Origin of the sequence: Aestuariibaculum lutulentum, from assembly GCF_032926325.1 — a bacterium.
Lineage (GTDB): Bacteria > Bacteroidota > Bacteroidia > Flavobacteriales > Flavobacteriaceae > Aestuariibaculum > Aestuariibaculum lutulentum.
Genome location: NZ_CP136709.1, coordinates 1,794,286 through 1,815,000 on the forward strand (window position 1 = coordinate 1,794,286; position 20,715 = coordinate 1,815,000).

General features: G+C 35.6%; 20 protein-coding genes, 2 tRNA genes and 2 rRNA genes (1 of these 24 only partly in view). 23 read left to right on the forward strand and 1 reads right to left on the reverse strand.

The genetic code is table 11. The annotated features are described in order from the left end of the window. Window positions 1–53 precede the first annotated feature (53 nt). The 19 genes from gcvH to tsaB all read left to right on the forward strand — a co-directional run bounded on the left by gcvH (window position 54) and on the right by tsaB (window position 16,585). Window positions 54–434: a glycine cleavage system protein GcvH gene (gene gcvH / locus R1X58_RS07665; RefSeq protein WP_240575253.1), complete on the forward strand. Its 381-nt coding sequence runs from the start codon at window positions 54–56 to the stop codon at window positions 432–434. A gap of 58 nt (window positions 435–492) precedes the next feature. Then, entirely contained in the window at window positions 493–804 is a 312-nt protein-coding gene (locus tag R1X58_RS07670; RefSeq protein WP_240575255.1) for a VanZ family protein, read from the forward strand. A gap of 62 nt (window positions 805–866) precedes the next feature. Next, window positions 867–1,592, forward strand: coding sequence for an energy transducer TonB (locus R1X58_RS07675; RefSeq protein WP_240575257.1), 726 nt, complete (start codon window positions 867–869; stop codon window positions 1,590–1,592). A 176-nt stretch (window positions 1,593–1,768) separates the two neighbouring features. Beyond that, a complete protein-coding gene (locus R1X58_RS07680) occupies window positions 1,769–2,518 on the forward strand; it encodes an energy transducer TonB (RefSeq protein WP_240575259.1) in 750 nt (249 codons plus the stop codon). A gap of 127 nt (window positions 2,519–2,645) precedes the next feature. After that, window positions 2,646–4,745: a gliding motility protein RemB gene (locus tag R1X58_RS07685; RefSeq protein WP_240575261.1), complete on the forward strand. Its 2,100-nt coding sequence runs from the start codon at window positions 2,646–2,648 to the stop codon at window positions 4,743–4,745. Between the two features lie 116 nt (window positions 4,746–4,861). Further along, window positions 4,862–5,755: a heme o synthase gene (gene cyoE, locus R1X58_RS07690; protein WP_255802988.1), complete on the forward strand. Its 894-nt coding sequence runs from the start codon at window positions 4,862–4,864 to the stop codon at window positions 5,753–5,755. Window positions 5,756–5,758: 3 nt separating this feature from the next. Continuing rightward, window positions 5,759–6,340: a cytochrome c oxidase subunit 3 gene (locus tag R1X58_RS07695; protein WP_240575264.1), complete on the forward strand. Its 582-nt coding sequence runs from the start codon at window positions 5,759–5,761 to the stop codon at window positions 6,338–6,340. Between the two features lie 138 nt (window positions 6,341–6,478). Further along, a complete protein-coding gene (locus tag R1X58_RS07700) occupies window positions 6,479–7,459 on the forward strand; it encodes a cytochrome c oxidase subunit 3 (RefSeq protein WP_240575265.1) in 981 nt (326 codons plus the stop codon). Window positions 7,460–7,478: 19 nt separating this feature from the next. Continuing rightward, a complete protein-coding gene (locus R1X58_RS07705) occupies window positions 7,479–7,859 on the forward strand; it encodes a cytochrome C oxidase subunit IV family protein (protein WP_240575266.1) in 381 nt (126 codons plus the stop codon). Between the two features lie 88 nt (window positions 7,860–7,947). Continuing rightward, window positions 7,948–8,670 (forward strand): hypothetical protein, encoded by a 723-nt coding sequence (locus R1X58_RS07710; RefSeq protein WP_240575267.1) that lies wholly within the window; start codon window positions 7,948–7,950, stop codon window positions 8,668–8,670. Next, window positions 8,657–9,400: an SCO family protein gene (locus R1X58_RS07715; RefSeq protein ID WP_240575268.1), complete on the forward strand. Its 744-nt coding sequence runs from the start codon at window positions 8,657–8,659 to the stop codon at window positions 9,398–9,400. Before R1X58_RS07710 ends, R1X58_RS07715 begins: the two co-directional genes overlap by 14 nt. Beyond that, entirely contained in the window at window positions 9,393–9,926 is a 534-nt protein-coding gene (locus R1X58_RS07720) for a DUF420 domain-containing protein (RefSeq protein ID WP_240575269.1), read from the forward strand. Before R1X58_RS07715 ends, R1X58_RS07720 begins: the two co-directional genes overlap by 8 nt. Beyond that, on the forward strand, window positions 9,919–10,149 hold the full coding sequence (locus tag R1X58_RS07725; RefSeq protein WP_240575270.1) for a hypothetical protein: 231 nt from the start codon (window positions 9,919–9,921) through the stop codon (window positions 10,147–10,149). The genes R1X58_RS07720 and R1X58_RS07725 overlap by 8 nt, the downstream gene beginning before the upstream one ends. A gap of 90 nt (window positions 10,150–10,239) precedes the next feature. Beyond that, a complete protein-coding gene (locus R1X58_RS07730; RefSeq protein WP_240575271.1) occupies window positions 10,240–10,941 on the forward strand; it encodes an ABC transporter ATP-binding protein in 702 nt (233 codons plus the stop codon). Next, a complete protein-coding gene (locus R1X58_RS07735; RefSeq protein WP_240575275.1) occupies window positions 10,934–12,163 on the forward strand; it encodes an ABC transporter permease in 1,230 nt (409 codons plus the stop codon). The genes R1X58_RS07730 and R1X58_RS07735 overlap by 8 nt, the downstream gene beginning before the upstream one ends. Window position 12,164: 1 nt before the next feature. Next, window positions 12,165–13,412 carry an ABC transporter permease gene (locus tag R1X58_RS07740; RefSeq protein ID WP_240575277.1) on the forward strand — a complete coding sequence of 416 codons (1,248 nt, stop codon included), beginning with the start codon at window positions 12,165–12,167 and terminating at the stop codon, window positions 13,410–13,412. Between the two features lie 15 nt (window positions 13,413–13,427). After that, window positions 13,428–14,561 carry an efflux RND transporter periplasmic adaptor subunit gene (locus R1X58_RS07745; protein WP_240575279.1) on the forward strand — a complete coding sequence of 378 codons (1,134 nt, stop codon included), beginning with the start codon at window positions 13,428–13,430 and terminating at the stop codon, window positions 14,559–14,561. 15 nt (window positions 14,562–14,576) lie between these two features. Beyond that, window positions 14,577–15,905, forward strand: coding sequence for a TolC family protein (locus R1X58_RS07750; protein WP_240575281.1), 1,329 nt, complete (start codon window positions 14,577–14,579; stop codon window positions 15,903–15,905). A 2-nt stretch (window positions 15,906–15,907) separates the two neighbouring features. Continuing rightward, on the forward strand, window positions 15,908–16,585 hold the full coding sequence (tsaB, locus tag R1X58_RS07755; RefSeq protein WP_240575283.1) for a tRNA (adenosine(37)-N6)-threonylcarbamoyltransferase complex dimerization subunit type 1 TsaB: 678 nt from the start codon (window positions 15,908–15,910) through the stop codon (window positions 16,583–16,585). Here tsaB and R1X58_RS07760 read toward each other — a convergent pair. Then, on the reverse strand, window positions 16,582–17,412 hold the full coding sequence (locus tag R1X58_RS07760) for a mechanosensitive ion channel family protein (RefSeq protein WP_240575285.1): 831 nt from the start codon (window positions 17,410–17,412) through the stop codon (window positions 16,582–16,584). The genes tsaB and R1X58_RS07760 overlap by 4 nt on opposite strands. Before the next feature lie 1,005 nt (window positions 17,413–18,417). Between R1X58_RS07760 and R1X58_RS07765 the strand changes: the two genes are divergently transcribed. The 4 genes from R1X58_RS07765 to R1X58_RS07780 all read left to right on the forward strand — a co-directional run. Next, window positions 18,418–19,935 (forward strand): 16S ribosomal RNA (locus R1X58_RS07765). A gap of 138 nt (window positions 19,936–20,073) precedes the next feature. After that, a tRNA-Ile gene (locus R1X58_RS07770) sits at window positions 20,074–20,147 on the forward strand. A 105-nt stretch (window positions 20,148–20,252) separates the two neighbouring features. After that, a tRNA-Ala gene (locus R1X58_RS07775) sits at window positions 20,253–20,326 on the forward strand. A 172-nt stretch (window positions 20,327–20,498) separates the two neighbouring features. Further along, window positions 20,499–20,715 (forward strand): 23S ribosomal RNA (locus R1X58_RS07780); it runs 2,613 nt beyond the window's last position. Together the 16S and 23S rRNA genes with 2 tRNA genes alongside form the textbook arrangement of a ribosomal RNA operon.

The following is a 20,715-nucleotide window of genomic DNA, read 5'->3' on the forward strand; positions in this document are numbered from 1 at the left end:
TTTAGGTTTTGAATAAATACATTTGCCGAAACTAAAACTTATATATAATAAAAATGAATATTCCAGCAGAATTAAAATATACTAAAGACCACGAGTGGGTAAGTATAGACGGTGATGTAGCAACAATTGGTATTACAGATTTCGCACAAAGCGAGTTAGGTGATATTGTTTATGTTGAGGTTGAAACTGTTGATGAAACTTTAGAAGCTGAAGAAATTTTTGGAACTGTAGAAGCTGTTAAAACCGTATCAGATTTATTTTTACCAGTATCAGGTGAAATTATCGAGTTTAACGAAGGTTTAGAAGATGCTCCTGAAACAGTAAACAGTGACCCATACGGAGACGGTTGGATGATTAAAGTAAAATGTTCAGACCTTTCTCAAGTAGAAGGTTTAATGTCTGCAGACGATTATAAAGCCCTAATTGGTGCTTAAAAAAAATCTGTTTTTAATAAGTGTTCTTTACACTTTAGCATTAACGTTCGTTTGCTTAATGAAGCTAAAAGAAATGCCTGATGTTGGGATTTCAAATGCAGATAAAGTATTTCATAGTTTGACCTATTTAATATTAGCTTTACTGTGGTACAGTACGTTTTTGTTTAAGTTTAAGATGCCCAGCGTAAAAGCTTTAATTTATTCCGCATTATTTTCAACAATTTTTGGTATAATTATTGAGGTATTACAAGGGATGGTAACAGTAACGCGAAAACCTGATTTTGAGGATGTTATTGCAAACTCAGTAGGGGTTTTGTTGGCTGTAGTAGTAGTGTTGGTATACAACAGAACACAGATTAAAAAATTATAAAGACTTGCTTTTTTGACAAATAAATGGTTATTTTAGCAATCCTGAAAAAACGAAATTAAATTATGGAACCTAAAAAGAATCCTAAAGCTAATGTTGGACGTAACAGTTCACTTTACTTTGCAATTGGTTTAGCATTGTTGTTATTTTTAACAAACATGGCTATTAACTATAAAACTTACGACGATAAAGAAGTTGAAATCGGTATGGTAGCGATGGAACAAGAGATAGAAGAAGAAATTCCTCTAACAAACCAAATGGCTACGCCACCACCACCACCACCACCGCCAGCAGCTCCAGAAGTTATTGAAGTTGTAGAGGATGAGGTTGAAGTTGAAGAAACCGTTATCGAATCTACAGAGGTATCTCAGGAAACAGAAATTGTTGAGGTAGCAGACGTAGAAGTTGCAGCAGCAGTAGAAGAAGATATTGAGGTTCCTTTCGCAGTAATCGAGAACGTACCTGTTTTCCCTGGTTGTGAGAAAAAGAAAACCAATCAAGAGAAAAAAGATTGTATGTCTGAAAAAATCACACAGTTTGTTGGTAAAAAGTTTAATACCGATTTAGCAAGTGATTTAGGATTATCAGGAAGACAACGTATTAACGTAATCTTTAAAATTGACAAGTCAGGTAAGGTAACAGGTATTCGTGCCAGAGCACCACACCCAGGTTTAGAAAAAGAAGCAGCTCGTGTAATTGGAATGCTTCCTCAAATGGAACCAGGTAAACAACGTGGAAAAGCGGTAACTGTACCATATTCTTTACCTATCGTTTTTCAAGTACAAGACTAAGGTACCTCGTTTAATAACAAACGTTTATAATATTAAAAACCCGTTACAATTTTTGTAACGGGTTTTCTTTTTTGGTATGCTTATTGTGACTTTATCATAATATTAACATTTAACTTTTAATATTTATGAGTAATCAAAAGAAAACTCACGATCTCATTCGGCAAAATGAGCAAATCGTGAAAAAATCACAAAAGCATGAGGCTAATTTACAAAAAAACACGACCCTCTATTTTCAAATCGGATTAATAGTTTGTTTGCTATCCGCCTACGGACTATTAGAAATGAAATTTAAATCAGAACTTTCGCAAGAAATTTGTGCGCTTCCAATTGATGTAACACCTGATGAAATCGACGTTGAAAACTACGAAGTGTATCAGGAAAAAGTTGATATTCCAGAACCACCACAACCAGAATTACCTGATACGGATTTACCACCCGAAGTGATAGAAAACGATTCGGATATTGAACCCACAGACAATTTTAAAGCACAAGATGAACCCTCTTTATCTAATAGTGATTTAGATCCAGATAAGATAAAACTTGTTGATGCTCCAACTGTCGAGCCAGCGGTTAGTTTTATTAGAGTAGAACAAGTGCCTATTTATCCTGGTTGTGAAAAGGAAAAGGATAATGCAGGGCGTAAAAAATGCATGTCAGATAAAATCACAAAGCTAATTCAGCGTAAATTTAATACAGGTTTAGGTGGTGAATATGGTTTGTCGGGTAAACAGGTTATTAGAACGCGCTTCACTATAGATAAAAAAGGAGAGGTAAAAGATTTACAAATTAGAGCGCCACATCCGGAATTAAAAAATGAGGCCGAACGCGTTATTGATTTTATCCCTGTAATGACACCTGGGAAACAACGCGATAAAAATGTAGATGTTATTTACGATTTACCAATAATTTTCGAAGTTCAGGATTAATTTTATCCAACCAGTAAAATTTAAAGCCGATGTCGTTTTTCGATATCGGCTTTTTTTAACGAATGCATTATTAAAAATATAGTATCTTTCTGCCAAATTCAACTCTATCAACTATAATCTGGTATTCATGAAGCAATTCATCATCCTACTTTTTGTATGTCTTCAATATAGTGTATATGCACAAAATGAATTGTATTACGAGAAACCACCGGTATTTTCAAATTGTGATTCGGTAGTGGTTAGTGAATTACAAAAGTGTTTCGATAGTAATGTTTATAATAATATTTATAACACTTTTAATGTACCGCAAAAAGTTAATGACGATAAGTATAAAGGAGATATTGTGGTGCTTTTTGAGGTAGATACGCTTGGTAGCTTTAAAGTTATTTATGTTGATGCCATGTATGAAGAACTGAAAATGGAAACAAAACGTGTATTTTCAGAATTTCCAAAGGTGGCACCTGCAACTTATAACGGCAGAAAGACTTTTAAACAATATTCTATAAAGGTGAAGATTCCTCTGGTTAATCAATCTGATATTCAAAATCAGGAATCAAAAATGAAAACCATTACAGCGATAGAAGAAAAAGCAAAAACAGAGTTTGATAGTGTTAATGCTACTTTAGTTGCTTTTGAAAATAAGGCCTATTCAAGTCAGTTAAACATTCCGTTTACGCATGCCGATTATGCCAAATTCGATAGGCAAATCAACTTAGTGGGAACCAACAGTCATACCGCATCGAAGCCTTTTGTTTATCAGGATGTCGCGAAGTATTACGATTTTGATGCAAAAACAGAAATGCTTCTGCAGAAGAGAGAGACCTGGTTTGGTAGAAAGTTATGGAATGAGCATTTAGTGCAATTGCAAGGTAAAGACTATTGGTTTACCATCGACCCGATATTCGATTTGGAAGTTGGTAAAGATACCGATGCCGATTTCAGTTCTACCTATAATAATACTCGCGGTTTAAGAGTGCAAGGAGGATTAGGGAAGAAGTTTAACTTCTTTACGACCGTTTATGAAAGTCAGGGGCGTTTTGCTCAATATTTTAACGACTATGCAGAAAGCTTAAAAGCTTTCGGGCCTGATCCGGCTATTATTCCCGGACGTGGAATAGCAAAACGATTCAAAACAGATTCGTATGATTATCCGGTTGCCGAAGCTTATTTGTCTTATGCGCCTGTGGATTTTTTAAACATTCAGTTTGGGCATGGTAATAACTTTATAGGGGATGGGTATCGTTCCTTATTATTAAGCGATGTGGCAAGTCCGCACCCGTTTTTAAAATTAAATACGCAGTTCTGGAAAATTAAATACACTAACACCTGGATGTGGTTGCGCGATGTGCGTCCGGAAGTTACCGAAGACGGTGCCTTTTTAACCAAGTACATGGCGAATCATTATTTAAGCTGGAATGTATCGAAACGTTTAAATCTTGGTTTTTTCGAATCAGTAATGTGGACCGATGCTAATAACCGTGGATTTGATATTAATTACCTAAACCCGATTATTTTTTACAGAGCCATCGAGTTCGAAACCGGACAGGATGCTGGAAATGCCATTTTGGGAGCCTCTGGAAAATATAAGGTGAACGACAACATTAATGTTTATAGTCAGTTTGTATTAGATGAATTCAAACTCAGCGATGTAAAAGCTGGCGAACGAAGTTGGACCAATAAATATGGTTATCAGTTAGGTGTTAAATATTACAATGCCTTTAAAGTTGATAATCTATTGGTTCAGGCAGAATACAATCGTATTCGTCCTTATACCTATTCTCATAATACAATTGCCACGAATTACGGACATAACAACCAGTCTATGGCGCATTTATGGGGAGCCAATTTTAGTGAATTTATTTTGATAGGTCGTTATCATTATAACCGATGGTTTGCTAATGCTAAGTTGATTTTTGGTACACGCGGATTAGATTTTAATGATGGAACAGACAATTACAGTTATGGAGGTGATGTGTATCGCGATTATGACGATCGTCCATTCGATAAAGGTGTTGAAGTTGGTCAAGGAAATAAAACTAATGTGTTTAATGGAAACCTTCAGGCGGGATATTTAATAAATCCGGCATCAAATCTGAAAATTTTTGCAGATGTAACTTTTAGAGATTTTAATCCGGAAGCCGAAACAACATCAACATTTAAGTCAAACACCGTTTGGATGAATTTCGGAATCCGTACCGATTTATTTAATTGGTATTTCGATTTTTAGAGTAAGTTCTTTAAAGTCAGTTAACTTTTTTAAATACCTGTAAAAAGCATTGGTCAGATTGGTTTTAAAAAGTATCTTTGCACTCGCAAAATGAAAGCGATTAAGTAAAAAGAACATTGGGTAACTCAAAAACTTCATTAACAGCCCCTTCGGTTATTTCAGATTTTAAAGAAATTACTAAAATGCGTTTGGCATTAAGTGTCGTGTTTTCGTCACTTGCCGGTTATTTGCTTGGGGTAGATACAGTAAACTATAAGACACTTTTATTACTGGCTTTAGGTGGGTATTTTATGGTTGGTGCATCGAATGCATTTAACCAAATTATAGAAAAGGATTTAGATGCCTTAATGAACCGTACCAAAAACAGACCAATTCCTTCGGGGCGTATGTCGGTAACCACAGCATTTATTATAGCGTGTGTATTTACATTGGCGGGTATTATTATTTTGTACGCTATTAATAAGCAAACGGCAATGTTTGGTGCGATATCGATCTTTTTATACACTTGTGTGTATACACCATTAAAAACTAAGACACCATTAGCAGTATTTGTTGGGGCCATTCCAGGAGCTATACCGTTTATGTTAGGATGGGTAGCTGCAACCAGCGATTTTGGTATTGAACCAGGTACCTTATTTGCCCTTCAGTTTTTCTGGCAATTCCCACATTTCTGGGCGATAGGCTGGTTTTTGTATGAAGATTACAAAAAGGGAGGATTCTTTATGTTGCCAACAGGAAAACAGGATAAAGGTACCGCTGTGCAGGTTATTATGTATACCATCTGGACTATTTTGGTATCTATTATTCCAGTATTTGGTTTTACAGGAAAATTACAATTAAGTATCGTGTCGGCTGTGATTGTGTTCTTATTAGGATTATGGATGCTGTATTACGCCTTTAGATTATTTAATGTAATGACTGAAAAGGCCGCGCGCCAATTAATGCTTGTTAGCGTATCGTATATATCGTTAATACAAATTGTATACGTCATAGATAAATTTATTAGATAAACCATGGATTTAACACAAGGTACAACAGAAGAGAAAACCGGAAGAGCAAAAAAAATGATGCTTTGGTTTGGTATCATTTCATTAGTGATGTCGTTTGCAGGATGGACAAGTGCTTTTATTGTGAGTAGTTCTAGACCAGACTGGTTAAAAGACTTCCAATTACCAAATGCTTTTATTATCAGTACAGTTGTTATTGTATTAAGTAGCATCAGTATTTTATTAGCAAAGCAAGCCTTGAAGAAAGATAATAGAAACGGAGCCATGCTTTGGCTTGTTGTTACTTTAGTATTGGGTGTTGTTTTTATTTACAATCAGTTTGTTGGGTTTCAGCAAATCATAGATTTAGGCTACAACTTTACAGGGCCAACCAGTAATGTAACAATGTCTTATGTGTATGTTATTGCGGTAATGCATATATTACACGTTGTAGCGGGGTTAGTTTGTTTGTTAGTTGTAATTTATAATCATTTTAAACAGAAGTATCCATCAAGCAATATGCTTGGCTTTGAGCTAGCTGCAACATTTTGGCATTTTGTTGATATACTGTGGGTGTATCTATTTCTGTTTTTATATTTCGTAAGATAAAATAATTCACATTTTTATAAAATCTTTGTAAACATCGGTAAACATCGGCATTTAAGCCCTTAAAAATTAAGTTTGATGTTTCATTACATGAATAAAATACTTATTTTTGTCCAAATTTTAAAATAATAACCAACTTATATGAGTACTACAGTTGTAACTACTGAGACAGAAGGTAAAACTTGGGGTGGTGGTAATGAGCCACTTAAGGCAAGTTACGGTAAGATGATGATGTGGTTTTTCATCGTTTCGGATGCTTTAACATTTTCAGGTTTTTTAGCGGCCTATGGGTTTTCAAGATTTAAATTTATCGATGCGTGGCCAATAGCCGATGAAGTATTTACTCACGTACCGTTTTTACACGGGCAAGAGTTGCCAATGATTTATGTGGCATTCATGACGTTCGTTCTTATTATGTCGTCTGTAACTATGGTATTAGCTGTAGATGCAGGACACCATTTAAATAAAGCGAAAGTTACTTTATACATGTTCTTAACCATTATTGGTGGTTTAATCTTCGTAGGATCTCAAGCATGGGAGTGGGCTACATTTATTAAAGGAGATTTCGGAGCAGTAGAAACTAAAGGTGGTAATATTTTACAGTTCGTAGATACTGAAGGTCACCGTGTGGCATTAAAAGATTTTGTTGTTGCTGGTGAGCATGAGCGTGTTCAACAAGAACGTAAAAATGGATTATGGTTCGTAGGTGAAGGTTCTTTGCCAACTTACACTGTAGAAGATGTAATTCACAGTTTTGAGGCTAACGATAACCTTTTAATCAGAACACAGGAATTAACCGAGCACGGCCATAAAACAGTTTTAACAAGAGCTGAATCTCTATACCAGTTAAAAGCTAATGGTAAATTAGTTGTTGAGGGTGCTAACTTACAACACAACGAATATGGTTCGCCATTATTTGCAGACTTCTTTTTCTTTATTACTGGTTTCCACGGATTCCACGTATTCTCTGGAGTTGTTTTAAACATCATTATTTTCTTTAATGTTGTTTTAGGAACTTACGAAAAACGTAAGAGCTACGAAATGGTTGAGAAAGTTGGATTATACTGGCACTTTGTCGATTTAGTTTGGGTATTTGTATTTACATTCTTCTACCTAGTTTAATATTAAAAATAGCGTTAAAATGGCACAAGATCATAAATTAGAAATATTAAGAGGTTTAGTTAAATTTAAATCGAATACACAAAAAATCTGGGGTGTATTAGTATTCTTATCTCTTGTAACTGCAGTTGAAGTTATTTTAGGTATTTACAAACCAGAATCGTTAATGATAAAAGTGTTAGGTATGAAATTACTTAACTGGATATTTATCATTTTAACTATCGTAAAAGCATATTACATCACATGGGATTTCATGCACATGCGTGACGAAACTAAAGGCTTAAGACGTGCCGTTGTTTGGACAACTATTTTCTTAATTCTTTATCTAACCTTCATCCTATTACAAGAAGGTGGGTATGTATTTAACGTTTACGATAAAGGATATATAAAATCAGATTTTTAACTATTATAATTTAGTTAAATAGAAATATAAAGGCGGTTATTAAACCGCCTTTTTTTATTTTTGCAGCGCAATACACAACAGGTATTTAATGAATTATAAGAAAATAAGTAGATACGTCGTTTTAGCAGTTTTGTTCTTTCTGCCTGTAACGTTCCTATTGTTTTTATATCCGGCAACACATAATTATACTCCGCTGGATATTGTTAATGAATCGGTATTGGATATCGAAGGATTTACTTCAGAAGACGAAGAAAGTATTCTTTTAAAAAATCATATTACAGTATTGGGATTTTTAGGAATAAACCCAATGGATAATGCGGTTGAAGTTTCAAATCTAAAAGAACTGGTTTACGATAAATTTAAAGGCTTTAAAAAGTTTCAGATTGTGTTGGTTGTACCAAACGGAACCGAACAATCTGTTGAAAAATTAAAGGAGGAAGTTTTTACTTATGAGGATTTGAAATTCTGGCATTTTGTTTACGGGTCTCCTGAACAAATTCAAAGAGTATATTCAAGTCTTAAAACTGAAGAAGCTTTAGGTTCTCGTTTAGAAACCAACAAAATATTTATAGTTGACAAAGACCTTTATCAACGTGGGCGCTTCGATGATAGAGAAGACCGTGAAAAGGAAAAAAACAATCCGGTTTATGGCTTATATGCCTATAACACTATAGAAGTTGCCGAAATTAAAAATAAAATGAGTGACGATTTACGTATCTTGTTTACCGAATACAGACAAAAACGTAAAGGAGAATTCGATTCGACAAGCCGAAGAGAAAACGATTTAAAAAATAGTAATGAAGAAGAATAATTATTCATACATAGGCATTGCATTTATCATTCTGTTGTTTGGTATTTTGTTCATTCCTAAAATTATTGAGCGCATTCAAAATGGCGACGTCGTTCGAGATGAAAGCCGCAGCGATTTTGCAAATGAAAAAAGAGACATTACATCCGATTTGGCTTTTATTGAAGTTGATGGAGTGGCTAAAAAAGTGCCGAGTTTTTCATTTACCGACCAAAATGGGAAAACCATTACCAATGAAGATTACTTAGGTAAAGTATATGTGGTAGAATTCTTTTTTACAACGTGTCCAACCATTTGTCCAAGAATGAGTAAAAATTTGGTTCAGGTTCAGAATACGTTTAAAGATTTTGAAAATTTTGGGGTAGCATCGTTCACTATAAATCCAGCTTACGATTCAGTTGAAGTGCTAAAGGAATATGCAACTCAGTATGGTGTTACCAACCCAAACTGGCATTTAATGACAGGCGATCGTGATGATATTTATAAATTATCAAACGAAGGATTTAATTTGTATTCAGCCGAAGATGAAAACGCTGCTGGAGGTTTCGAACATTCTGGTAACTTTGCATTAATCGACAAAAACGGATTCATTCGTTCACGAAAAGACGATTACGGAAATCCAATTATATATTACAGAGGAATCGCTTCGGAAGAAGAGCAAGTAGATGAAGATGGCGTTCCTCAGGAAATTACAGCATTAAAAGAAGATATTAAAAAATTACTTGATGAATAAATCAGAGCAAATTATAGACGACAAGAAGTATAATAAGTTAATCGTTGTTTTATCGGTTGTTATTCCGGTTGTCGTAGCGATTTTATTTGGTGTTAAAATAGATGCGACTTTACCTGTTTTTTTACCGCCAATCTATGCCGTAATAAATGCGATTACAGCTTTAGTTTTGGTAATGGCTTTTATTGCTGTACAAAATGGAAAGATTAAGTTGCACGAGCAACTTATGAAATTTGCTATCTTGTTGTCGTTACTGTTTTTAGTTATGTATGTGGCATACCACATGACAAGTGATTCTACAAAGTTTGGAGGGGAAGGTATATTAAAGTATATGTATTATTTTATTTTAATTACGCATATTTTAATGTCTATTATCGTAATACCTTTTGTGCTTATAACATACGTTCGAGGTATTACCAATAATATTGAAAGACACAAGAAAATTGCGAAAATTACATTTCCATTATGGCTTTATGTCGCTATTACAGGTGTTGTTGTGTACATAATGATTTCTCCGTATTATGCATAATTCTGTAAAATATAAAATACTGTTTAGTGTCCTGGCATTAGTTTCTTTTTTTGAAACAAATGCCCAGTGTGCCATGTGTCGTGCGGTTTTAGAAAGTGAAGAAGGACAGTCGGCAGCACAGGGAATTAACGATGGTATTGTCTATTTAATGGCGCTTCCGTATATATTAGTAGGTGGCATTGGCTATCTTATTTATAAGAAATTTAACACCTCAAAAAAATAAAGTGTAAATTATTTAAACTATTTTGTAACATATTCTTGCTTAGTGAGTCTAACTTCAAAACGACTCCAAGTAAACAAACTTTCTTAGTATATGTTACAAATTCATGAATTGCACAAATCCTATCCAATAGGGGATTCCAGTTTACACGTATTAAAGGGTATTGATTTATCTGTTAAAGAAGGTGAGATGGTTGCCATCATGGGCTCTTCGGGTTCTGGTAAGTCCACATTACTGAACATTATTGGAATGCTCGATGAAGCCGATTCTGGGGACTATATTTTGGATGGTTTGGCCATAAAAGATCTTACCGAAAAGAAATCTGCCGTTTATCGCAATAAGTTTCTTGGTTTTATTTTTCAGTCGTTTAACCTTATCAATTATAAGACTGCACTTGAAAATGTTGCCTTACCTTTATACTATCAAGGAATGAAACGTAAGGAACGTTTAGAATTAGCTATGTTTCATTTAGAAAAAGTTGGCTTGGCAGAATGGTCTCATCATTTACCAAAGGAACTTTCCGGAGGACAGAAGCAGCGTGTTGCGATTGCTCGAGCCTTGGCAGCCAACCCAAAATTACTTCTTGCCGATGAGCCCACCGGTGCACTGGATACCAAAACATCCTATGAAATTATGGCTTTTATTCAGCAGTTAAATGATGAAGGTAAGACCATATTAATGGTAACTCATGAAGAAGATATCGCCAATATGTGTAAACGTATTATTCGTTTACGTGATGGTGTTATTATGGAAGATACTAAAGTTGATCAAGTAAGAGCCGAACAGTATGTTTGATTTAGATCTTTGGCGAGAAATATTTCAAAGTATTAATAAAAATAGAACCAGAAGTGTTATGTCTGGTTTTACCGTTTCATTTGCTATTTTGTTATTTGTCATTCTTTTTGGAATCGCCAATGGTTTAAAAAATACCTTTAAACAAGCTTTCGGAGACGAGGCTTTAAATCGGGTTTTTATAAATTCTGGGAAAACAGTTACTGCGAGTAAAGGACTTCAGGCTGGCAGACGTATTCGGTTTAAAAATGAAGATTTCGATTATATAAAAAATGAATTTGATAGCGATATAGAATTTATTACCGGTCGGATTAACAGAAGTGTCAATGCATCTTTCAGAAGTGAGAAAAAAAGTTATAGTCTGTCGGCTGTTCATCCGGACTTTCAGTTTTTAGAAAAAACAGAAATTAAAGAGGGACGTTATATCAATCAAAACGATATACAAAATACGAGCAAGGTTGTTGTTATTGGACGCCTTGTAGAAGAAGATCTTTTTAAAGAAACAAAAGCTTTAGGAAAATATATTAATTTAAGTGGTATTCCATATAAAGTTGTAGGTGTTTATACAGACGATGGTGGAGATGACGAAGAACGACTTATCTATACGCCAATATCTACCGTTCAGCGTTTGTATGGTAATAACGATTATATCGATCAAATATATTTAACTTATAATCCCGAGTTAAATTATGATCAGGCTTTGGCATTCAGTAATCTTTTAATGATAAAGTTAAAAGATAGATTTTCAGTAGATGCTACAGATCAGCGTGCTATTAGGGTTCATAATCTAGCTTCAGAAGCTCAAAAGGTGAGTATGTTTAGTATGGCATTAACCAGTATTATTCTAATTATTGGTTTGGGAACTTTAATAGCTGGAATTGTTGGGATTAGTAATATCATGATTTTTATAGTTAAAGAGCGCACGAAAGAGATTGGAATACGAAAGGCTTTAGGAGCGTCACCAAAATCTATTGTTTCGATAATTTTAATAGAGTCTATAGTTGTAACGACTATTGCCGGATACGTTGGGCTACTTATTGGTGTTTGGGTTTTAAAAATTATAGGACCAAGTTTGGTGCAATATTCTATTATTAATCCATATGTAAGTACCAGTCTCGTGATAAGTGCAACAATAATTTTAATAATTTCTGGAGCCATTGCCGGATATTTTCCTGCTAAGAAGGCGTCAGAGATAAAACCAATAGTAGCTTTAAGAAACGATTAGTATGTTTAGATTTTTATTCGATAAAGATACTTGGCAGGAAGTTTTCGACAGTTTAAGTAAAAACAAGTTGAGAACCATCCTTACTATGGTTGGTGTCTGGTGGGGAATATTGTTACTGGTTAGTTTGCTAGGCGCTGCTCGTGGCTTGGAGAATACGTTTAATCGTTTGTTTGGAGATTTTTCAACGAATAGTGTTATTGTTTTTGGAGGTCAAACTAGTATTCCTTTTAACGGATTTCAAAAAGGAAAAAGGGTTCGGTTAAGGTTGTCGGATATTGAAAAATTAGATGAAAATATAAAAGGTATTGAGTTTACGGTACCCAGAAATATGAATCAAGCACTTGTGGTTAGAGATTTTCTCTCAGCAGATTTAAATGTTCTTGGAGATTATCCTGTTTTAGACAAAATCAAAAAAAGAAATCTAATCAGTGGGCGATTTATAAATCAGAATGATATTGATAACCATAAAAAAGTAACGGTTATTTCTGAGGATACTTATAAGCAGCTGTTCAAAAAAGACGAAAAGGCCATAGGCGAATATATCCAAATTGGAGAAATTAATTATCTGGTTGTTGGTGTATACAAAAAGGGAGTTATTGATAATTTCGGCCCAAGTGAAGATGTATATATTCCCTTTTCTACATTTCAGCAAGTCTATAATCAGGCAGATAAAGTTTCTTTTTTAATGATTACAGGTAAGCCGGAATACGATATAGAACAAATAGAAATGGATACCAAGTTGCTGTTAAAAAATCTGAATCAAGTACATCCAGAGGATAATCAGGCTTTTGGGGCTATTAATATTGGAAAGGAGTTTGCAAAAAGGTATAAGTTTTTAACCGGAATGCAGTTTTTAACCTGGTTTGTAGGTATTGCGACATTAATAGCAGGTGTCTTTGCCATTGGAAATATCTTGTTAATTACCGTAAAAGAACGTACTAAAGAAATAGGCGTTCGCCGTGCATTGGGGGCCACACCTTTTGAAATTCAAAGACAAATAGTTGTCGAAGCGGTATTTTTAACAATGGTTGCGGGAATGTTTGGAGTGATTTCTGGTGGGTGGATTTTAATTACATTAAATCATTTTTACGGACAAGGTAGTGAAGCAGTTTTGGTTAATGCATCAGTATCTATTCTTGTACTATTTATAGCATTAGTTGTTTCAGTTGTTTTTGGAACGTTGATAGGACTCATTCCTGCCATTAAGGCAACTAGTGTAAAACCAATAGAAGCATTAAGAGAAGAATAAACAATCAAAATAAACATGAATAAAACAGTAAAAATTATTATAGGAATTGTTGTTTTAATCCTATTACTGGTAGTGTTGAAGTATTTTAAGGATGCCAATTCAAAAACTATTGAAGAATACGAAGTTGAAGAGCCATTTTACACCTCGATTAATACCAAAGCTGTGGCAACAGGGAAATTGAATCCTGAAGAAGAAATTGAATTAAAACCTCAAATTTCCGGAATCATCGATGAGATTCTTGTTGAAGAAGGCGATAGGGTTGAAAAGGGCGATTTAATTGCTAAAATTCGAGTAGTACCTAATGAGCAAAGTTTGGTGAGTGCAAGTAGTCAAATAAAAACTGCGCAGTTGTCTTTTAATAATGCTGAAACGTTATACAATAGAAATAAATCGCTTTTTGAAAAAGGGGTGATTTCTCAACAGGACTTTGAAAACAGTGAATTATCATTTAACCAGGCGAAAGAAACTTTAAAGCAGGCACAAAATAATTATCAAATTATTAAAAGGGGGTCTATTTCAGGAGGTGCTTCAGCCAATACCAATATTATAGCACAAATTTCAGGAACTATTTTAGAGATTCCGGTGAGAGAAGGCGATCAGGTTATTGAGAGTAACAACTTTAATGAAGGAACAACCATTGCGACTGTCGCCGATATGAGTCAAATGATTTTTGAAGGTAAGGTTGATGAGGCCGAAGTGGGTAAGCTTTCTGAAGGTAGAGAGATAAAAGTCGTATTGGGAGCCATAAAAGATAAAGATTTTCCAGCTAAGTTAACCTTTATTGCACCTAAAGGTGTTGAAGAAAACGGCGCTGTTCAGTTCACTATAAAGGCTAACGTAACTATAGATGAAGGTACTAATGTAAGAGCGGGCTATAGTGCTAATGCGGAAATTGATATTGAAAGTAAAGACAGTGTCTTTGCTATTCGAGAAGCGTTGTTGCAATACAATCGAATTACTGAAAAACCTTTTGTAGAGGTTTTAGAAGCAGAAGGAAAGTATAAAAAAGTAGATGTGGTTTTAGGAATTTCAGATGGTATTAATGTTGAAATTACAGAAGGACTCAAAAAAGAGGATAAGATAAAAATCTGGAATAAAACATCTGATGAAGAAAAGGTAGAAGTAAGACCAGGACCACCTGCACACTAAAAGATAAGATAGAGTATGTTTAAATATAAAACTAAAATTAGTATAGTCGTATTTTTTATAGGAGCTGCGGTTTTTGCTCAGGAAAAAATATGGAGCTTACAGGAATGTGTCGACTATGCCTTAGAAAATAATATTAGTGTACAAAAGTCCAATAATTCTATATTAACAAGCGAACAAAATGTAGTGGCTGCAAAAGGTAATTTATTACCATCCTTGGGAGCAAGTGCAAGCCAATCCATGGGGTTTGGTAATCAGGAGTTGTTTCAAGGTCAGTTTGTTAATCGTACATCGCACCAAACGAATGTGGGGATACAGGTTTCCCAAAATGTATTTAATGGTTTCCGTAATACCAATATTTATAAACAATCCTTGTTGTCTCAGGAAGCTAGTGAATTACAATTGCAGCAATTAAAAGACGATATTTCACTAAATGTAGCGAATGCTTATTTAAATATTTTGTTCAACAAGGAGAATTTAGAAGCAGCAAAAGCTCAAATTGAATTTTCAAAAGGACAATTAGAGCAGGTTAAAAGTTTTGTAGATGCAGGAGTTCAGCCCAAAGCCAATATTTTTGATGCCGAAGCCACTTTGGCTTCAGACGAGCAGAGTTTAACAACTGCCGAAAACAATTATAATTTGTCCTTGCTAACATTGTCGCAATTGCTTCAAATTCCATACAAAGGATTTCAGGTAGAAATGATAAATATCGATGCGTCTTATTTTGCTTTATTTTATGATGATGTCGATTCTATTTTAGAATATGCTTATAGTAATAGAAATGAAATTAAACTGGCAGAGAAAAATATAGAAGTCGCCGAGTTGGGCACCGAAATAAACAAGGCGGGATATTGGCCAAGTGTAAGTTTTGGATATGGTTTTGGGTCTAATGTTTTTTATTCTAATTTAACCGAAAATGAAGATTCATTTTTTAATCAGCTTAATAATCAAAAATCGCATTCGTTTAGGTTAGGGCTAAACATTCCTATTTTCTCTCAGTTTCAAAACAAAACGGCAGTAGCCAAATCGCAAATACAGGAATTAAACTCTAAATTAGATTTAGAACAAGCTAAATTAGATTTAGAAGGAAATATTCAAAGAGCCTTTACAGATGCGCAAGCAGCATTGAAAGCATATGAATCTGCAAAAAAATCTATCGAATCTCAAAAACTGGCCTTCGAAAATGCGGAAGAACGCTACAAATTAGGGAATATGACGGCTTTCGATTTAGAGCAAACCAGAATAAGATACTTAAATGCACAGAATTTATTAATAAATGCGAAGTATGATTTTGTTTTTAAGACAAAAGTTTTAGACTTTTACATGGGAAAAACAATAACAAATTAAAATTGGCATTAATACTTAACATAGAAACGGCTACAACAAACTGTTCTGTAGCTTTATCGAGAGATGGAGAGACAATCTTTTTAAAAGAAGATAACAGTAAGAACTATTCGCATGCCGAAAGTTTACATGTATTTATAGATTCAGTTTTAAAAGAAGCCAATGTTGATGCAAATAATTTAGATGCTATTGCCATTAGTAAAGGGCCTGGTTCTTATACAGGATTACGTATTGGGGTGTCGGCAGCAAAAGGCTTATGTTTTGCATTAGATAAACCTTTGGTGTCAGTGCCTACATTACAAGCATTGGCTTGCCAGGTGAAAATAACGGAAGGCATTATCGTATCGATGTTAGATGCCAGACGTATGGAAGTATATTCGGCAATTTACGATTCAAATTATAACGAGGTAAGAGCAACCGAAGCTCAGATTTTAGATGAAAACGCTTTCGCGGAATATTTAAATCAGGGTAAAGTATACTTTATAGGTAATGGCGTTGAAAAAACTAAAACCTTAATCCAGCATCCAAATGCTATTTTTGTTGACGATAAATTACCATCAGCAAACGAGATGGGGGCAATTAGTGATGCTAAGTATAAAAAAAGCGACACCGAAGATGTCGCTTATTTTGAGCCTTATTATTTAAAGGACTTTGTGGTTATGAAACCAAAACCGAAGTCTTAACCTTTCTTTTGTATTTCAACTTGATGTGGGTAAGGAATTTCAATACCTGCAGCATCAAGAGCTAACTTAATATTTTCGGTACATTCAAAGTAAACTGTCCAGTAATCTTCAGCGTTACACCATGGTCTTACCGCGAAGTTTACAGAGCTATCTGCCAACTCAAGAACGTTAACTGATGGAGCAGGCGTGTCAATAACTTTTGGGTGAGATGTTAAAACGTTCATTAAAACCTCTTTGGTTTGTTTAATGTCGGCATCATAGCTAACACCAATAACTAAATCTACTCGACGTGTTCCTTCAGTGGTATAATTGATAATGTTTCCGTTAGATAAGGCACCGTTTGGAATAATGATTTCTCTGTTTGAAAGTCCGGTTAATTTTGTTGTAAAGATTTCAATGTGTTTTACAACGCCTATTTCACCTTGTGCTTCAATTAAATCGCCAATTTTAAAAGGTTTAAAAATCATAATTAAAACCCCACCTGCAAAATTACCTAAAGAACCTTGTAGAGCCATACCTACGGCTAAACCTGCAGCAGCAATAATGGCAGCAAACGATGTGGTTGGTACTCCAAGGGTTCCTAGCAATGTAATGATTAAAAGGATTTTTAAGCCCCAGCTAAAAAGGTTTAATAAAAACTTCTGCAGACTTTCCTCATAATTACTTTTCGACATAATTTTTTTAGTCGCCTTCAGGATATTTTTAATAATCCACGATCCAATAATCCAGATAAGAATGGCACCTATTACTTTTAATCCGTATTCGGTGATAAAGTCCATTAACTTTCCAGAGTCAAAACTTTGAAAATCAATTTCTGCTAAATTCATAATGTGTTTGTTTATATTTCATTCAAAAATATTAACTAATCTAGACTTTACCTGATAAAACCAGTGAAAAAATAGTTAAATCTTACAAATGTTATAATTGGTTAATAATGTTTACTCCGTTTAAGACACGCAAACTTTTGCTGAGGTCAAAGTTAAATGGCTTTTATAGTATTATAGCATTACCCTCCGTGGTGCTTCTGGTCGGGCTGTCCACTATATCATTTTATGCTACTATATATAATAGTATAAGAAGTGATTTTTAGGTATACATATGTAGTGTATTATAAAGAATAGGTAGTAAGCATAAAAAGGATGCCGTTTCATCCCAAAGGTAAAATCATCTTCATATAATATATATAGAAGAGTTGTTCTTATATTATAGATATTATAAAACCGAAGGTTTTTGTTCTAATGCAGTCATAACATTAAGTTGAATCAAAAATAATTTGGATGTAACTTATTGTAAATAAGCATTGGACAAAAAAGATTAAAAAAAAGGCATAAAAAAGTTTGTTTGGTAGAGAAAAAGGGTGGTATATTTGCAGCCCGTTAGCGGCTAAGCTGCTGCGGTAAGTTCATAAAAAGATAGCGATACGAGGTTTAGAGATTTGATTTTCAGGTCAAAGGAAAAAACTTCAAAAAAATATCAAAAACATCTTGTCAGAATTAAAAAAGGTTGTATGTTTGCAGCCGCAAAAATAGCGAAGGTTATGAGTAGCGAAGTTCTTGTAAGAAGTGTTGATATACTTGAGAAAACGAAGTTTTAAAGCTTCAAAAATTTTTTCAAAAAAAAAGTATCAAAACTATTGTGAGGTTAAAAAAAGGGTTTTATATTTGCACCCGCTTAACGAGGAAACGAGTTAAGAGATAAAGAGAAATAAGTTCATAAACATATTGAATTGACAGCGTAAGATTTAAGTTGGAAACGATTTAAATCAACTAAGAGAATAAACCATTTTGAGTACTAGAGATTCCAATTAGTTGTTAAATAATATTTAAAATTTAACGATGAAGAGTTTGATCCTGGCTCAGGATGAACGCTAGCGGCAGGCCTAACACATGCAAGTCGAGGGGTAACAGGGAGCTTGCTCTGCTGACGACCGGCGCACGGGTGCGTAACGCGTATACAATCTGCCTTGTACTGGGGGATAGCCTTTAGAAATGAAGATTAACACCCCATAGTATAATTACTTCGCATGGAGTTTTTATTAAAGGTTACGGTACAAGATGAGTATGCGTCCTATTAGCTAGATGGTGTGGTAACGGCACACCATGGCGACGATAGGTAGGGGGCCTGAGAGGGTTATCCCCCACACTGGTACTGAGACACGGACCAGACTCCTACGGGAGGCAGCAGTGAGGAATATTGGACAATGGTCGAAAGACTGATCCAGCCATGCCGCGTGCAGGAAGACTGCCCTATGGGTTGTAAACTGCTTTTATACGGGAAGAAACCACTCTACGTGTAGAGTTCTGACGGTACCGTAAGAATAAGGATCGGCTAACTCCGTGCCAGCAGCCGCGGTAATACGGAGGATCCAAGCGTTATCCGGAATCATTGGGTTTAAAGGGTCCGTAGGTGGATGATTAAGTCAGAGGTGAAATCCTGCAGCTCAACTGTAGAATTGCCTTTGATACTGGTTATCTTGAATCATTATGAAGTGGTTAGAATATGTAGTGTAGCGGTGAAATGCATAGATATTACATAGAATACCAATTGCGAAGGCAGATCACTAATAATGTATTGACACTGATGGACGAAAGCGTGGGGAGCGAACAGGATTAGATACCCTGGTAGTCCACGCCGTAAACGATGGATACTAGCTGTTCGGATTTCGGTCTGAGTGGCTAAGCGAAAGTGATAAGTATCCCACCTGGGGAGTACGTTCGCAAGAATGAAACTCAAAGGAATTGACGGGGGCCCGCACAAGCGGTGGAGCATGTGGTTTAATTCGATGATACGCGAGGAACCTTACCAGGGCTTAAATGTAAGTTGCATGATTTAGAGATAGATCTTTCTTCGGACTACTTACAAGGTGCTGCATGGTTGTCGTCAGCTCGTGCCGTGAGGTGTCAGGTTAAGTCCTATAACGAGCGCAACCCCTGTTGTTAGTTGCCAGCGAGTAATGTCGGGAACTCTAACAAGACTGCCAGTGCAAACTGTGAGGAAGGTGGGGATGACGTCAAATCATCACGGCCCTTACGTCCTGGGCTACACACGTGCTACAATGGTAGGGACAGAGAGCAGCTACCCCGCGAGGGGATGCGAATCTATAAACCCTATCTCAGTTCGGATCGGAGTCTGCAACTCGACTCCGTGAAGCTGGAATCGCTAGTAATCGCATATCAGCCATGATGCGGTGAATACGTTCCCGGGCCTTGTACACACCGCCCGTCAAGCCATGGAAGCTGGGAGTGCCTGAAGTCCGTCACCGCAAGGAGCGGCCTAGGGTAAAATCGGTAACTAGGGCTAAGTCGTAACAAGGTAGCCGTACCGGAAGGTGCGGCTGGAACACCTCCTTTCTAGAGAAAGACGACTAATGGTATCAATAAAACTAAGAAAAGAGTAGTTTATTCTCATAGCTGTTAATTTAAAAAACAAGTCACCAGAAAACGGTGCTCAGTATTGATACTGAAAACTGAAAACTGTAGACAAAACACAGTCTCATAGCTCAGCTGGTTAGAGCGCTACACTGATAATGTAGAGGTCGGCAGTTCGAGTCTGCCTGAGACTACGAAGTACCAGAGATGGTCACGTTCATTAAATATTGAAAGGAAATTCTGGAAGTTAGAGAATTCAACGTTTGTAATTCTGAATTCACAATTCTGAATTTCATTATGGGGGATTAGCTCAGCTGGCTAGAGCGCCTGCCTTGCACGCAGGAGGTCATCGGTTCGACTCCGATATTCTCCACGAGTCCTGAGGGACGAAAGTTCATTGACATATTGAAAAAAGATACATGAAAGATAGATTTAATATCTATTTTAAAAAATTTGTAATTATAATATTCGTTACGAGCGATATTATAATAGATATTCACAAGATAATAATCTGGTGAATAAAACTCATAAAAAAGCAAAAAGTACAATAAGCTAAATAAGGGCGTATGGGGAATGCCTAGGCTCTCAGAGGCGATGAAGGACGTGATAAGCTGCGAAAAGCTGCGGGGATCGGCACATACGATTTGATCCGCAGATATCCGAATGGGGCAACCCACTATATTGAAGATATAGTATCCGTTAAGGAGGCGAACCCGGAGAACTGAAACATCTAAGTACCCGGAGGAGAAGAAAACAAAAGTG